Source organism: Ferrimonas aestuarii, assembly GCF_005116665.1.
Taxonomy (GTDB): Bacteria; Pseudomonadota; Gammaproteobacteria; order Enterobacterales; family Shewanellaceae; genus Ferrimonas; species Ferrimonas aestuarii.
The window spans coordinates 359375-373458 of the sequence record NZ_SWCJ01000003.1; the positions used below are offsets into that span (position 1 = coordinate 359375).

The 14084-nt window shown below is 53.8% G+C and carries 16 protein-coding genes; 10 read left to right on the forward strand and 6 right to left on the reverse strand.

Translation table 11 applies throughout. From position 1 onward, the window contains the following. The first annotated feature begins 15 nt into the window (after positions 1 to 15). Together norR and FCL42_RS06520 are read left to right on the forward strand one after the other, a co-directional pair. A complete protein-coding gene (gene norR / locus FCL42_RS06515) occupies positions 16 to 1536 on the forward strand; it encodes a nitric oxide reductase transcriptional regulator NorR (RefSeq protein ID WP_136862585.1) in 1521 nt (506 codons plus the stop codon). Between the two features lie 377 nt (positions 1537 to 1913). Then, the gene (locus tag FCL42_RS06520; protein WP_136862586.1) at positions 1914 to 2297 is read left to right on the forward strand and encodes a hypothetical protein; all 384 of its coding nucleotides are present in this window, start codon (positions 1914 to 1916) and stop codon (positions 2295 to 2297) included. An 86-nt stretch (positions 2298 to 2383) separates the two neighbouring features. Here FCL42_RS06520 and FCL42_RS06525 read toward each other — a convergent pair whose 3' ends face one another. Further along, complete coding sequence (locus tag FCL42_RS06525) at positions 2384 to 2773, reverse strand: HMA2 domain-containing protein (RefSeq protein ID WP_205729233.1); 390 nt, start codon at positions 2771 to 2773, stop codon at positions 2384 to 2386. 113 nt (positions 2774 to 2886) lie between these two features. Between FCL42_RS06525 and FCL42_RS06530 the strand changes: the two genes are divergently transcribed. Genes FCL42_RS06530 through FCL42_RS06550 form a run of 5 tightly spaced genes read left to right on the forward strand, consistent with a single transcriptional unit; the run spans position 2887 to position 6513 of the window. Then, positions 2887 to 3222, forward strand: coding sequence for a hypothetical protein (locus FCL42_RS06530; protein WP_136862587.1), 336 nt, complete (start codon positions 2887 to 2889; stop codon positions 3220 to 3222). 2 nt (positions 3223 to 3224) lie between these two features. Next, a complete protein-coding gene (locus FCL42_RS06535; protein WP_136862588.1) occupies positions 3225 to 3869 on the forward strand; it encodes a YtxH domain-containing protein in 645 nt (214 codons plus the stop codon). Beyond that, positions 3853 to 4161: a magnetosome protein MamC gene (locus tag FCL42_RS06540; RefSeq protein ID WP_136862589.1), complete on the forward strand. Its 309-nt coding sequence runs from the start codon at positions 3853 to 3855 to the stop codon at positions 4159 to 4161. Before FCL42_RS06535 ends, FCL42_RS06540 begins: the two co-directional genes overlap by 17 nt. Next, positions 4148 to 4456 (forward strand): YtxH domain-containing protein, encoded by a 309-nt coding sequence (locus FCL42_RS06545; RefSeq protein ID WP_136862590.1) that lies wholly within the window; start codon positions 4148 to 4150, stop codon positions 4454 to 4456. The genes FCL42_RS06540 and FCL42_RS06545 overlap by 14 nt, the downstream gene beginning before the upstream one ends. Further along, entirely contained in the window at positions 4453 to 6513 is a 2061-nt protein-coding gene (locus FCL42_RS06550; RefSeq protein WP_136862591.1) for a heavy metal translocating P-type ATPase, read from the forward strand. The genes FCL42_RS06545 and FCL42_RS06550 overlap by 4 nt, the downstream gene beginning before the upstream one ends. A gap of 60 nt (positions 6514 to 6573) precedes the next feature. Here the strand turns inward: FCL42_RS06550 and FCL42_RS06555 are convergent, their stop codons facing one another. Continuing rightward, entirely contained in the window at positions 6574 to 7686 is a 1113-nt protein-coding gene (locus FCL42_RS06555; protein ID WP_136862592.1) for a GGDEF domain-containing protein, read from the reverse strand. Between the two features lie 334 nt (positions 7687 to 8020). On the opposite strand from FCL42_RS06555, the gene FCL42_RS06560 reads away from it, so the two are divergent. Further along, complete coding sequence (locus tag FCL42_RS06560) at positions 8021 to 10000, forward strand: TonB-dependent copper receptor (RefSeq protein WP_229359795.1); 1980 nt, start codon at positions 8021 to 8023, stop codon at positions 9998 to 10000. Positions 10001 to 10123: 123 nt separating this feature from the next. Here the strand turns inward: FCL42_RS06560 and FCL42_RS06565 are convergent, their stop codons facing one another. Genes FCL42_RS06565 through folB form a run of 3 tightly spaced genes read right to left on the reverse strand, consistent with a single transcriptional unit; the run spans position 10124 to position 11790 of the window. Beyond that, a complete protein-coding gene (locus FCL42_RS06565) occupies positions 10124 to 10918 on the reverse strand; it encodes an undecaprenyl-diphosphate phosphatase (protein ID WP_136862594.1) in 795 nt (264 codons plus the stop codon). Then, positions 10919 to 11425: a 2-amino-4-hydroxy-6-hydroxymethyldihydropteridine diphosphokinase gene (folK, locus tag FCL42_RS06570; protein WP_136862595.1), complete on the reverse strand. Its 507-nt coding sequence runs from the start codon at positions 11423 to 11425 to the stop codon at positions 10919 to 10921. Beyond that, positions 11422 to 11790, reverse strand: coding sequence for a dihydroneopterin aldolase (folB, locus tag FCL42_RS06575; protein WP_136862596.1), 369 nt, complete (start codon positions 11788 to 11790; stop codon positions 11422 to 11424). Before folB ends, folK begins: the two co-directional genes overlap by 4 nt. A gap of 110 nt (positions 11791 to 11900) precedes the next feature. On the opposite strand from folB, the gene plsY reads away from it, so the two are divergent. Continuing rightward, positions 11901 to 12509 (forward strand): glycerol-3-phosphate 1-O-acyltransferase PlsY, encoded by a 609-nt coding sequence (gene plsY / locus FCL42_RS06580; protein ID WP_136862597.1) that lies wholly within the window; start codon positions 11901 to 11903, stop codon positions 12507 to 12509. A gap of 37 nt (positions 12510 to 12546) precedes the next feature. On the opposite strand, the gene tsaD is transcribed toward plsY, so the two are convergent. Beyond that, positions 12547 to 13566: a tRNA (adenosine(37)-N6)-threonylcarbamoyltransferase complex transferase subunit TsaD gene (gene tsaD / locus FCL42_RS06585; RefSeq protein WP_136862598.1), complete on the reverse strand. Its 1020-nt coding sequence runs from the start codon at positions 13564 to 13566 to the stop codon at positions 12547 to 12549. 292 nt (positions 13567 to 13858) lie between these two features. Between tsaD and rpsU the strand changes: the two genes are divergently transcribed. Beyond that, complete coding sequence (rpsU, locus tag FCL42_RS06590; RefSeq protein WP_136850975.1) at positions 13859 to 14074, forward strand: 30S ribosomal protein S21; 216 nt, start codon at positions 13859 to 13861, stop codon at positions 14072 to 14074. Positions 14075 to 14084 lie beyond the last annotated feature (10 nt).

Genomic DNA, 14084 nt, shown 5'->3' on the forward strand with positions numbered 1-14084 from the left:
ACAAGATTTGCGCCTATGACCCTGTCTCTGCATGACTTTACCGCCCTCGCTCAAGACCTAACGTCGGGCATCGGCGCCGAAGATCGCTTTCAGCGCCTGCTGACCACCATCCATCAACGGCTTCATTGCGATGCCACTGCTCTGCTTCTGTTTGAGCAGCAGCAGTTCGTGCCCCTAGCGCTCAACGGACTGGCAAACGAGGTGATGGGTCGCCGCTTCACCCTAAGCGACCACCCCAGATTGGAAGCGATCGCCCGAGCCGGAGACGTGGTGCGCTTTCCCGCAAACAGCGATCTAGCGGATCCCTACGATGGCCTGATCCCTAGCCATCAAGGCAAGTTAAAAGTGCACGCTTGCATTGGCTTGCCACTGCTGGTTAATGAGCATCTAGTCGGTGCACTGACCATCGATGGGTTCGATGAAAACCAGTTCGCCAACTACAGCGACGATGATCTGCGTGCCATCGCCGCCCTTGCGGCAGCCAGCCTGCACAGTGCACTGCTGCAGCAAGACAGCGAGCGCAGCGCCGAGCGCCCTGCGGTGAGCCACAGCGTAGAGATCATCGGTCAGTCGGTGCCAATGCAAACCCTCAAGCAGGAGATCGCCGTAGTGGCCAGCAGCGATCTGAATGCCCTGATTCTGGGAGAGACCGGCACCGGTAAGGAGTTGGTGGCACAGGCGATTCACAAACAGTCTGCCCGAGCCGACAAGGAGATGGTGTACCTCAACTGTGCCGCCTTGCCGGAATCGGTGGCGGAAAGTGAACTGTTTGGACACGTTAAAGGCGCATTTACCGGCGCCATCAGCAACCGCAAAGGCAAGTTCGAGCTGGCGGATGGTGGCACCCTATTTCTGGATGAGATTGGCGAACTGTCGCTGCCCCTGCAGGCCAAACTGCTTCGAGTACTGCAATACGGCGATCTACAGCGAGTGGGGGAGGATAAAGCCCTAAAGATCGACGTTCGCATCATCGCCGCCACCAATCGCAACCTAAAACAGGAGGTGGTCGACGGTAATTTTCGTGCCGATCTCTATCATCGCCTCAGTGTCTTCCCTCTTAGTGTACCGCCACTGTCAGAGCGTGGAGACGACGTTGCCTTGCTCACCGACCTATTTCTGGAGCGGTGCCGCAGTCAGCTAGCTCTGACGCAGCTCAGCATCAGTGATGAAGCCCAGCAGCGACTGAGCCAAAACCCTTGGCCCGGCAACGTACGTGAACTCGAGCACTGCATCCGCCGGGCAGCGGTGATCGCCCGCGCCCAATCCAGCCAACTAGGCTCATCAAGCCAGGTCATAATTGATCCGCAGCATTTAATGCTAGAGGCAAGCCAAGCGGCACCAGTAACCGCTCTGCCTGCTGCATCAACACCGCTGCCTGCGGTCACGGATCTCAAACAGGCCACCGATGCCTTTCAGCGCCAGCAGATTGAATACCAGCTTAACCAGAACCATGGCAATTGGTCCGCCTGCGCCCGAGCCCTCAACCTAGATCCAGGTAACCTGCACCGATTGGCGAAACGGCTGGGATTAAAGTAGGGCCTGTTGACCTTTCGAGCTCATTTTTGCGCCACAAATTGGCATTTTTATTCTGAATTTAACCGCTTATGACAGATTAGATGGTAAACAATCAGTTTCTAGGCGCCCTACGGGGTCTGACTAACGGCTTCTACTCTGCGTCAAACGATTTCAACGTAGAACCACTATGCCATCAATCGTTTTCCTTGATTAAAAGCCGTTATCCTAGACCAAAATTTCATCTCCAAAGATAAACAGGCCCTAGTAATTCGTCACATTTGAACGTTAGTCAGTGAGAAGACCAACTTCTTTGCTGGGTTATTTACCGGTTGTGATTGCAGCGGCGATAAAAATCATTACACTGACCACATGGTAAATGAGAATTATTAGCGGTTAGTATGTCGTCGATAAAGCAGCTGAAGAAGATCGCCAAAAAGGGCAAGTACTTTGCGGCCACCCAGAGTCAACGTCGCCTAAAACTGGATCCGACGTTTACCGGCGATCTCAAGCAGGTCGGCCGGCAAACCGGTGAAGCCATGGCTCGTGAACTGCTGGTGCCCTTTTCACCGCTGCTGTCTTGGTTTGATGACGCCCCCAGCATTCAGTTGGGCTCTGTCGCCCCCTCTCTATCTCAACAAGCTTCTGCCAACTCCGGCGTGCCCGGCAGTAACGCTGCCGCCATTGCTAGATTGCCGCTCAAGTCGCCTCCCTGCAAACGCTGCCCGGCTCAGATGGGTGGCCTGTGTAAGTGCGCCATGAAAAAATTCGCCCTCGCGGGATAATTCGGCTTTCCCCCACCAAGCATTACATACCAAAACGGACCCTCAGATGAGGGCCCGTTTTGCAAATCAATTCAATCTTATCTCATTTAAGCGAAGCTCAACGCCCTCGACAGTACTGGGCCAGCAGCGCGCTTTAAAGCCATCATGGCAACGCCTTTCACTAAGGTTTTAGAGCCGCTTTTCACCGCATTCTCAACAAAGGCGGCGTGGTTCTCACTGCGAAGCCAACCATGGCTCTCAACGGTTTCCAGCAGCGTATCGGCATCCATCTGTTGGTCATCGAACACAATGGCAACGGAACCAGCAAAACGCTTGTGAGTCACCGACTGAATGGCATCGACCTGCTGCAGCTGTTCAATCAACTCAGCGACTTCCTGAGGATGTCTTAAAATGTATTCGGAACGAATCCGTAACCGCTTTTGAGTCTTATGAATGTAGGTCGACATACCGAAACCGCCAATGAGATTGATTTGCATTTATGGTACTCCATATTTCCCTAAAATGACAAACGGTTCTGTGATCTAAATCAGAATCCAACCCTGTAGTTCGTGTAAAAATTCGCTGATGCATTATCTATCAAATTGATACTATGACCCTTTCTGTAAATGAATTGGCAACACTGCGGCAATCGGTCACCATCGCCCATCACATACCTGGGCGAATTCGACTTAAATTTAAGTCGATATTGGTGACCCAATTTGCTCAACTTCAGATCAAACGCTGGCACGATGCCATCGCGGCATTCCCAGCGATCCACAATTTTGATCTCCACAGCTCAAGCGCAAGTTTGATCATCGAATACGATCCAAAACTTGCCACCCCAACTCTTATTAATCAGTTGTTTGGCGACGACGCTTCCCAAGCCGAAGCCGCATACCAACAGCTGTTTGACAGCCTTTCACCCCTAGTGCAAACCGGAGCCTAACCATGTCTCAGAACGACCAACAACAGCAACAGCCGTATCCATACCCTCCTTATGGCTACCCATACATGCACCCACCGGTTCACCCAGGCGCTCACGGCTACCCACCGCACATGCACCATCCGTATCACCCACACATGCACTACCCACACCCACAGCAGCCACAAATGCAGCAACCGCCGCATCCAGGCCATCATGACAGCCACCACAGCGATGCACTGATGGCGCAGTCACAACAGATGCTAGAAGGGCTAATGGGTGAGCAAGCTGGCATCTTCAAAGACTTGATGCATAAGCTTGGTGTAGACGACAAAGAGTTCTGGAAAGGCGCCATGGTTGGCGCAGCCGCGGCTCTGGTTCTGAGCAATGAAAACGTTCGCGGCCAACTGATGGGTCTGCTTACCGGTGCCGGTGACCTGCTGAAAACCGGCGCAGGCAAAGTCAAAGAGGGCGCCAAAAGCACCGCCTCCAGTGCCGGTGAAAACCTCAATATGGGCTCTGAGATCTTCCGTGACACCTACGCCGCAGGCAAAGCCGGTTTCCAAGATTCCGTTGCCCGCCACCGTCAACCACAACAGGGCGCAGCAGAGCCAACCATGAGCCCTGCCCAGCCAAGTGATGAGCAGCCAAGCGATGAGCAACAGTCATAACGAACTTAGCCCCGCTAGCCGAGCGATGATCGCCAGCGCCTTGCTGGGAGGCTCAGCCTCTGCCGCTGCGCAGTGGCAAGCCTATCGCCAAGGTGAGGTCAGCATTGAAGAGCTGACTCAGCGTAGCCTTAAAGACGCCGCCAAAGCTGGCCTTGCCGGTGGCCTCGCCACCGCCGTTGCTGGTCAAATGGCTGGCCGCCCCCTTTTGTCCCTCACCACCGTTCTGGCCGCTGGTGCCGCCAGCCTATACCTGATGGACGACCTGTTGGAGAATTCCCGTGAAGAAAACTGATCCTTACTACCCACCATATTCACCTTATGGTTATCCGTCGGCCCCTCAGGGTAATCCTTACTCTGCGCCAACTTACAGGCAGCAGGGTGACAAAACCCACTTTATCACTGGCCTCGTTGCCGGTGCCGCCGTGGCGTACCTGCTGTCCAACAAAAAGGTGCAGCAAGGCGTAAGCTCCGCTGGAACCAAAGTTTGGTCTACCGTACGCGGTGAAGTGGAAGAGCTAAAAGAGCGCTTGGAAGATACCCAAGCGGAGCTGGAATACTACCGTAACCTGCACAAGGATCAGGAATGACCACACTTAGGGTCAAACACCACCTGCCAGGGCGAATTCGGTTAAAGGTTGCCAGCAGCCAGCCCTTGGAGGGATTGTCTGAGTGGCTTAAATCCGGCCTGCTTGCCGTGCAAGGCGTACGTCAGGTTCGGGTTAACGAATCGGCACAATCCATCGTCATCCACTATGACGATGCCTTGGTGCAGCCTGAAGCGATCGAAGCTCGCCTAACTGAGTTCGATTGGGACAATGCCGACAGCAGCGACAGTGAACATAACTTCACCCGCGGCGATATTGCCCTCAATCTAACCGGCTTATTGGTCAGCTGCTTTATCCCGTCCAAATACGCCGCGGCCATCAGTTACCCGCTCATTGCCAACACCTTGGCTGAGGGCGCGGATCAACTGCGCCACGGTAAGCTTGGAGTTGAAGTGTTGGATGCCACCGCCATCGGCCTTTCCGCATGGCGCGGCGATCATGCCACCGCATTGATGACCCAGTCGCTGCTGTCCATGGGCGAATACATGGAACAGCAGACCAGCCGCAACAGCGATACGCTGCTCAGCGAATTGATGCAGCCGAAGCACACCCAAGTTTGGGTGGTAGATGGCGATGAGCAGCGTCAGATCAGCTCAGAAGCGTTGCAGCAAGGTCAATTGGTGCTTCTTGGTCCAGGGGAGATGATCCCCGCCGACGGCGAGTTGGTTTCCGGCGCCGCGCTGGTGAACCAAGCCTCCCTGACCGGAGAGTCGGTGCCGATTCGTCGTGAAGAGGGAGATTACCTCTACTCCGGCACTGCGGTACACGAAGGTAAGGTGACACTCAAAGTCGATAAGGTCGGCAGCGCCACCACCACCGCGCAAATTGCGGGCATCATCGCGCAGTCGCTGTCGGAGAAGAGCCAAACTCAGCTCACCACCCAGAAGATGGCCGAACGCCGAGTGAAGATCACCCTTGGCGTTGGCGCAGCGGTATTTGCACTAACGCGAGATCTGGAGCGTTTAGCCTCGGTATTTTTGGTGGATTACTCCTGTGCTTTGAAGCTGTCGACGCCGGTAACCTTTAAGTCGATCATGTACCGCGCAGCCAAACAAGGTCTGGTCTTTAAAGGCGGTCGCGCCATCGAGAATCTGGCCAAGGTGGATACCTGCATCTTCGATAAGACCGGTACCCTGACCCACGGCGATCTGGAAGTCACCGACGTCATCTGTTTGCGTGAACAGCAAGCGCCGAAGCAGTTGTTGGCCATGGCCGCCTCGGTCGAGGAGCACTGCAATCACCCGTTGGCGCAAGCCGTGGTGAACGCCGCCAAACAGCAGGAGTTGCCGCACATCGAACATGGCGAGGTGGACTACATCATCGCCCACGGTCTGCACAGCACCATTGGTGATATGCCGCTGTCCATCGGCAGCCGACATTTTCTGGAAGAGCACCAAGGCATCGATTTCTCGCCGCTGGAGCAAACCATTCAGGAGCTGGAAGCGGCGGGCAAGCACACCCTGTTTTTGGCCAACGAGCATCAAGCCATCGGCGTTATCGGCTTAAAAGACACTCTGCGAGCCGAAGCCAAGCAGACGCTCAAAGCGCTGCGAGAGTCCGGCATCACCAATCTGGTGCTGCTGACCGGTGACACTGTCTCCAAAGCCAAACAGATGGTTGAGGAGCTTGGCTTGGATCTGTTTGTGGCGGAAGCTACTCCGGAAAGCAAACAGAAGCTGGTATCAGAGCTGCAGCAGCAAGGGCATCAAGTGCTGTTTGTGGGCGATGGCGTCAACGATGCACCTGCGCTATCTCAGGCTGACGTGGGCCTGGCAATGGCCGTAGGCACCGAACTGGCGCAGATGGCCGCTGACGTCACCCTACTTCAGGATGATCTCAGTGGCGTTGCCGAAGCTCGTCGTCTGGCTCAAGAAGCGCTGAAGCTAGTCAACAGCAACATTCGCCTTACTGAATGGGTGAACTCCGGCATTATGCTGGCGGCCGCCATGGGTTGGCTGAAGCCATCCAGTAGCGCTCTGCTGCATAACGGCACCACCATTGCGGTTCTGGCCCGAGCCATCAACGCTCGCAACGGCTAACTCAATCCCGCAAACGAAAAAGAGGCTGGCATCAGCCTCTTTTTTTATGTCAAAACCACCTCATTCGCCGCTGATATTGACGCTTCTTGCACACCCTCGACCAGCGACTTTGGCCGCATACACACCGCGGTCTGCCCTTCGAATCAATGACTCAGATTGATCGCCCTTTGGCTGCTGCGTGGCGAACCCCAGACTGATGCTTCCTCGCCAAGGGCTGGCACCGGTTTCCACTTTTAGCGAATCCACCTTAGCCACTAACTGCTCAGCCAAAAACTTCGCCCCCTGCTCATCGGTATTCGGGCACAGCACCAAAAACTCGTCCCCACCCAAGCGACAAACCATGTCGTCAGTACGCAAAGCCCCCTCAAGAGTGCGGGCCAACTCTTTCAGCACTTTGTCGCCGATGGCATGACCGTAATTATCATTAACCAACTTGAAGTAATCCGCGTCCACCAACATCACACTCACCGGTTGACCGGTTGCCTCCCCTTCTTGCCACAAGCGAGCGAGGGTCTGCATACCATGACGGCGATTGGGCAGCTGAGTTAAGGTGTCTGTCAGCGACAGCTCTTCCAGATGGGTATTGGCTTTGAGTAACTCCTGAGTGCGCTGATTCACCTTCTCTTCCAGAGTCAAATTAAGCTCTTGAAGCTCTCGGTTGCGAGTAGACACCTGCTTAAACAGGCAACCGATGGCATCCACCAGCGTGGCCGTCGCGGGATTTTCGTTCCGCTGTTGGTGCTCAAATGCCGCATTGGCAGCAACACCCGCCTGAATCAATTCCAGCTGTCTGGCCATGTTCTGATCTTGACCGAGAATATGGTAAGCCAACCAATGAGTCAGAAACTTCAACATATAGGTGGCAGACACTTCGGTATTGCTCGCGTCCTTGAGAGTACATACCTCTCTGAGGAAATACTGGTGCTCTTCAATGTGGTGATTCAAGTGACGGGCATCAATCCCCACCTCCAACATCAGAGCTTCCTCTTCCCTGAAGTGGTAGTGAGCATAATCCACCAGCTTTTGAATCAACTCATCGGCGCGCTGTGGGTCGAAGCGGTCTTCAACCAGTTGATTACCAAGCTCATTAATTAAAGAAACCAGTTCTTTATGTTGGCTATCGACGCTGCCGAAGCCAGTTACGAAATTTTCATTCCAATTGAAAGATCGCATTTCGGCGGTTCTAAGTGGGACTATATGAGTCCTATAGTACCCAATTGTGACTTCAATGCACACGCGCTAATTTGGTTAAATAGCACGACTAATCAATGACTTAATAAATAAAAATCTGAACGCAATTCAAATTCACCTTTAATGGTAAACTCAGTTACGACTGTGCAACACATTCCGGTACCATCAGCTTGCTGCGATTCTGACAACCTACTAATTCAGCCCGATAAACTGCCCCCCTGCGACCAATTGTCGCAGTTTGCCCCTTTTTGGTTTTCATCTTTGCCAGCGGGCGCAAAATAGCCTGCAATTAAATAAGAAATTCAGGTAGATGAAGATGAAAACCACGGCTCTATCCAGCGCTATTTTACTGGCGCTTGGTGCCAGCAGCTCAGCGCTGGCGGACGATCTAGAGTTCCAATGTGGCGAGGAGCGCTGCGACGAAGTATTGGTGATCAGTGCCGAACCGATGCAAAGCCCTCTCACCACAGTGACCGACCCCAAACAACCTCGACAGCCACTGCCTGCATTTGATGGCTCCGGTTTTCTGAAAACGCTGCCGGGATTCACCGTGACCCGTAAAGGCGGCTCTGGCGGCGACATCAGTCTTCGCGGCCTTGGCGGCTCTCGAGTGAACATCGTCAACGACGGCAAACAGATGGGGGGCACCTGCGGTGGCCGAATGGACCCGCCAACCAACTACATCTCGCCGGAAACCTTCGAGAAAGTCACCATCATCAAAGGGCCACAAACCGTGAAATATGGGCCCGTTGGCAGCGCGGGCACCGTACTCTTTGAACGAGACCACTACGGCGTGACCGAAAAAGGTGCCGAAGGTCGAGCCAGTCTCACCGCCGGTAACTTTGGCCGTCAAGATTACCTATTCGAGTTGACCACCGGAGATACCGAATATTACTGGAGTCTCGACGTCAACGGCTCTGAGAGTGATGATTTTGAAGACGGTGATGGCCGCTCCATGCAATCGGAGTACGACCGAGAAAATCTGCACACCGCCATCGGCTGGACCCCTGATGAGCACAGCGTCATTGAGCTCAGTTATGGCAACAGCAGTGGCAACGCCGAATACGCCGACCGAGCCAATAAAGCCCGCACCATCGACAATGAAAACCTGACGCTGTTTGCTAAAACTGCCCTGAATTACGGCCCGTTGACCGGCATTGAATTCCAAGCCTACGGCAACGAAAACGACCACATCATGGATCAATTTGATCGCCCGGTTGAGGATCCGGACAACCTGCCGGTGGGCATGAACCCAAGGCGCACCAACTATGGCGGCCACCTCTATCTCGATCTGAGTTTCGATAACATCAGCGCCACCGTCGGTTTGGATCACCTCGACAGCACCCAAGATATGCGCAGTGGCACCAGTTTGGATCAACTGGAGTCGGCCCCGTACAAAGACGTATTCAGTAAAACCCAGTGGGGACTGTTTATTGAGTCTGACATCGATCTAGGGCAAGGCACGCTGTTTACTGGCCTGCGCTGGGACAACTGGCAAACCAAACTGCTGGGCATGTGGGCTGGCGCCAACAAAGACAACAGCCGCAGCGACGACCTGTTCAGCGGCTTTGGCCGCTACGAATTAGCTCAAGGCAATCACAGCTGGATTCTCGGTTTTGGTCATGCCCAGCGCCCTGCGGATTACTGGGAAGTGATGAAAGCGAGTAAGAAACTCACCCTAGAAGCTGAAACCACCAATCAATTGGACATTGGCTGGCATTATGATGGTGACGTGGTCCTCAGTGCGTCGCTGTTTTACGCCGACATCCAAGATTACATTCTCATCGACACCCAATCGATGCCAAATGCCCGTAACATCGATGCCAGCTTGTACGGTGGCGAACTGTCCTTAAGTTATGATTTTGCCGATGCGTGGCAATGGGTCACCACGGTAGCCTACACCCATGGCGACAACGACACAGACAAGAATCCACTGGGGCAGGTATCGCCGCTGGAAGCCAAGTTCGCCCTGAACTATGACGGCAACGACTGGGGCATGGGCGTGCTTTGGCGAGTCGTCGCCGAACAAGACCGCGTTGCCGTAGGCCAGGGCAACATTGTTGGCCAAGATCTTGGTGAAACCGCCGGCTTTGGGGTGCTGTCCATCAACGTCGCCTACAAACACTGGGACGATCTCACCTTGAGCCTTGGCATCGATAACCTATTGGATAAAACCTACGCCGAACACGTCAGCAAGTCCGGTGCGGGCAACGATTTACTCCTACCCGAAGAGCGCACGGTTCAAGTGAATGAGCCCGGTCGTACCCTATGGGCCAAATTGGATTACAAGTTTTAACCCACTTCCAGCCAGTCGTTATGACTCAAGGCATTGGCACCTCTCTGAGGTGCCTTTTTTGTCCAAAAACAATCAAGCCGTGCGATTGCACGGCTTAGTTGAATTAGTTAATAAACTGAGCAGTTAAACGATGAAGGCGAACAGCAAGGCGGCCAAAATCATCCGATAGATGACAAAGGGCAACATGCCCATCTTGCTGATCATCTTAAGGAAGTAGTGAATACACAGGTAAGCAGAGACAAAGGCCACCACCAAAGCGGTGCCAAGGGCCACCCAGTTAACCGGCTCAGGGTTACCAATGAGCCCCAACGCTTCATAGCCGCCGGCCAACGCACCAACGGGAATGGCCAGCAGGAAGGAGAAGCGCGCTGCGGCGACTCGATTTAATCCAACCACCAGAGCCGCCGTAATGGTGACACCAGAGCGTGACGTACCGGGGATCAGGGCCAGTGCCTGTGCAATACCGATAAACAGCACCAGCTGCCAGGTAAGATCGGCAATACCTCGTTTCTCACTTGGGCGGGCATCGGCCCACCACAACAGCAGACCGAACAGTAAAGTGGTGGTTGCCACCACCGCCGCCGAGCGGAAATGGGTTTCGATAAAGTCGTTAAATAGCAAGCCAGATAGGCCTACCGGAATGGTGCCAAGGATGAGTAGCCAACCCAAACGGCCATTGTCACTTTGATGGCCCGCAAGGGAGCGCCCCCAAGCCACTAGAATATTGATGACGTCTTGGCGGAAATAGATCAGCACCGCCGCCAGAGTACCTAGATTGACGATGGCATCAAACGCCAATCCCTGATCCGGCCAGCCCAATACCTGTGACGGCAAAATCAAGTGAGCGGAGCTGGAGATAGGCAAAAACTCAGTGATACCCTGAATCAGGGCCAGCCAAAAGGCGTGTAGTAGATCCATTTAAACCTTTACTCGTGTTGGCTGCCAGTGAAAGCTCACCGGACATAATTGTTGTTTGGTTTTATCAAACTCCTGCCACAATTGGCCGAAGCTACGTTGGCTTGAAGGGGGAATCAACTCCGGAGCCAACTCCGACAGCGGCCAAAGCACAAACGCATTATAGAAAATCTCTGGCCGAGGCAGGATAACCGGTTGCTGACACTCAACGGCATCAAACAGAAGCAGATCCAAATCCAAACCGCGACTGGCGAACTTTTTCGCATTCTTGGGTCTACCGTGGCGAACCTCTATCTCTCTCAATGCGTTGGCCGTTTGCTCAAGGGTCAGCTCGGTTTGACACCCCACCACCGCGTTTAGAAAATTGTCGCCGTCAAACCCCACAGCCTGACTTTCGAATATGGATGAGACCTGCAGGCTGCCAAAAAGTTGCTGCAACTCATCCAGCGCCAGACTCATGTGGTGCTGGGGCTCAATATTACTGCCAATGCTGATGAATATCTGGCTCACGCGCCAGCCCTGTCGCCGCGACAAATTCGAACCCCCAGATCCTGAGCATTGGCTACCGCGCCAGGTTTATGCACACTCACCTGCACCCAGTTCACCCCAAACTGCTCACGAACCAAGGCGGCAACCTTCTCTGCCACGGTTTCAATCAGCTCATGGGGAGTGCCTTCCACTAAAGTGGTAATGGCTTTCGAGACCGTGTCGTAGCACAAGGCGTGCTGGTAATCGTCACTGGCCGCTGCAGGACGAATGTCCCAGCTCATCTCCAGATCCAGATACAAGGTCTGGGTGATGGCTTTCTCCCAGTCGAAGATGCCGATCACGGCCTGACATTCTAATTGACGAATAAATACGGTATCCGCTTGCAAAGCTGGTACTCCATTCCAAGGTTAGATAACCTAACACTCTGTCTGTATTTCGGTTTGCCGCCGATCATAATGCTATCGCTTCATCGCGGCAACGACTCTGGGAAAAGGTTATGACCCTAGTAATGATTGTGTTTGCCTACCTGCTGGGTTCCATATCCAGTGCGGTATTGGTGTGCACCCTCAGAGGGCTACCCGATCCTCGCTATAACGGCTCCAACAACCCAGGCGCCACTAATGTGCTGCGTTTGGGTGGAAAATTGGCGGCGCTGTGCGTACTGCTGTTTGACGTAGCCAAAGGCACCATACCGGTCTGGATCGCTTGGTACCTAGGGATCGAGCCCATCTCGCTGGCTTTTGTTGGTATCGCTGCGTGCCTAGGGCACATCTACCCAATCTTTTTTCACTTTAAAGGTGGCAAAGGGGTAGCGACCGCACTGGGCGCTCTGGCTCCCATCAGCGATTGGATGGGACTATTGATCATCGCCACCTGGCTTATCATCGTACTGATCACCCAATACGCTTCATTGGGAGCAATCCTTACCTCGATGATTGCCCCGGTGTACACCTACTTTATCAAGCCCCAATACACCATTTCGGTAGCACTGCTGTGTTTACTGATCATCTGGCGTCATCACGAGAATCTCAAACGCCTGTGGAGCGGACAAGAACCCAAAATCTCCGAACGGCTTAATAAAGCCAAAGATAAGGTAAAAAAATAGGCTTCCAACGGAAGCCTATTTTCGTTACTGATTCAGCTTATTGCCCTGGAGGCGTCAAGGTATCAATGGGCCACCGTGGTTGCCCTTTCACCATCAACGGCTCGGTTTCGCCGGCTTTCAGACGCTGCATGCCCGCATAAGCGATCATGGCGCCGTTGTCAGTGCAGAACTCATTGCGCGGATAAAACACTTCGCCTTTCTGCTTATCCATCAACACTTTGAGCTGCTCTCGTAGGTGGCGGTTAGCACTGACGCCACCGGCCACCACCAGACGTTTCAATCCGGTTTGCTGCAGTGCGCGTCGGCACTTAATCGCCAAGGTATCCACCACCGCGTCCTCAAAAGCGCGGGCGATGTCAGCCCGGGTCTGCTCATCATCCCCCTCAGCGGCGATGGTATTGGCTGCAAACGTTTTCAGTCCAGAAAAGCTGAAATCCAATCCGGGACGGTCACACATAGGACGGGGGAATTTAAATCGTCCGGCGGTGCCTTGTTCTGCCAGCTTCGACAACATTGGGCCGCCTGGATAATCCAATCCCATTAGCTTGGCAGTCTTATCAAAGGCTTCCCCGGCAGCGTCATCGATGGACTCACCCAGAACTTGATACTGACCAATGCCATCCACTTGAACCAGCATGGTGTGGCCACCGGACACCAACAACGCCACAAATGGGAACTCAGGTGGGGTGTCTTCTAGCATCGGAGCCAGCAGGTGACCCTCCATGTGGTGAACGGCCACCGCCGGAATATCCCAAGAGAATGCCAAGCTGCGGCCCACGCATGCGCCAACCAGCAGGGCACCAACTAGGCCTGGGCCTGCAGTGTAGGCGATGCCATCCAGCTCTTTAGGCTCAATGCCTGCATCGGCAATCGCCTGCTTAATGAGAGGAACAATCTTGCGAACATGGTCGCGAGAAGCGAGCTCCGGCACCACACCGCCGTAATCGGCATGCAATTTAACCTGACTATATAGGGTATGAGACAGCAGGCCCTGCTCATCATCGTAGATGGCAATGCCAGTTTCATCACAGGAGGTTTCGATCCCCAACAATCGCATGCTAAACTCTCTCGCTTATCGTTCGAAAAGTCGCAATTCTACCCGCGCTGTGTTCCAGTTACCAACGGCTAACCAGATTTCTTAGAAATCTTAGGGAAATCGCGTTCACCGATTGGGGTAATTTCCCAAGCGGTAGAAGCCTTTAGCCCCCAACAGGCCTAAGTGGACGCAGTTATCTGATTGCCACCCTTTACAAGGCTATGTGGTTCAGAGTAGAATTTCGCACCATTTTGAAGTTCTGCTGGTTAAAAGATAGCCAGCGTTAAACCCAATTTATTGAGGTGAGTGGCAGATGCCAGTAATTAAAGTACGTGAAAACGAACCGTTCGACGTAGCCCTGCGTCGCTTCAAGCGTTCTTGTGAAAAGGCAGGTATCCTGTCTGAAGTACGCCGTCGCGAGCACTACGAGAAGCCTACCACTGCACGTAAGCGTGCTAAAGCTGCCGCTGCTAAGCGTCACGCTAAGAAGCTGTCTCGCGAAAACGCACGTCGTACTCGTCTGTACTAAGTAGAGACGA

Excerpts from the sequence above, each read along its gene's own strand:
- norR (WP_136862585.1), top strand. The coding sequence starts at position 16 with ATGACCCTGTCTCTGCATGACTTTACCGCCCTCGCTCAAGACCTAACG.
- FCL42_RS06520 (WP_136862586.1), top strand. The coding sequence starts at position 1,914 with ATGTCGTCGATAAAGCAGCTGAAGAAGATCGCCAAAAAGGGCAAGTAC.
- FCL42_RS06525 (WP_205729233.1), bottom strand. The coding sequence starts at position 2,773 with ATGCAAATCAATCTCATTGGCGGTTTCGGTATGTCGACCTACATTCAT.
- FCL42_RS06530 (WP_136862587.1), top strand. The coding sequence starts at position 2,887 with ATGACCCTTTCTGTAAATGAATTGGCAACACTGCGGCAATCGGTCACC.
- FCL42_RS06535 (WP_136862588.1), top strand. The coding sequence starts at position 3,225 with ATGTCTCAGAACGACCAACAACAGCAACAGCCGTATCCATACCCTCCT.
- FCL42_RS06540 (WP_136862589.1), top strand. The coding sequence starts at position 3,853 with ATGAGCAACAGTCATAACGAACTTAGCCCCGCTAGCCGAGCGATGATC.
- FCL42_RS06550 (WP_136862591.1), top strand. The coding sequence starts at position 4,453 with ATGACCACACTTAGGGTCAAACACCACCTGCCAGGGCGAATTCGGTTA.
- FCL42_RS06555 (WP_136862592.1), bottom strand. The coding sequence starts at position 7,686 with ATGCGATCTTTCAATTGGAATGAAAATTTCGTAACTGGCTTCGGCAGC.
- FCL42_RS06560 (WP_229359795.1), top strand. The coding sequence starts at position 8,021 with ATGAAAACCACGGCTCTATCCAGCGCTATTTTACTGGCGCTTGGTGCC.
- FCL42_RS06565 (WP_136862594.1), bottom strand. The coding sequence starts at position 10,918 with ATGGATCTACTACACGCCTTTTGGCTGGCCCTGATTCAGGGTATCACT.
- plsY (WP_136862597.1), top strand. The coding sequence starts at position 11,901 with ATGACCCTAGTAATGATTGTGTTTGCCTACCTGCTGGGTTCCATATCC.
- tsaD (WP_136862598.1), bottom strand. The coding sequence starts at position 13,566 with ATGCGATTGTTGGGGATCGAAACCTCCTGTGATGAAACTGGCATTGCC.
- rpsU (WP_136850975.1), top strand. The coding sequence starts at position 13,859 with ATGCCAGTAATTAAAGTACGTGAAAACGAACCGTTCGACGTAGCCCTG.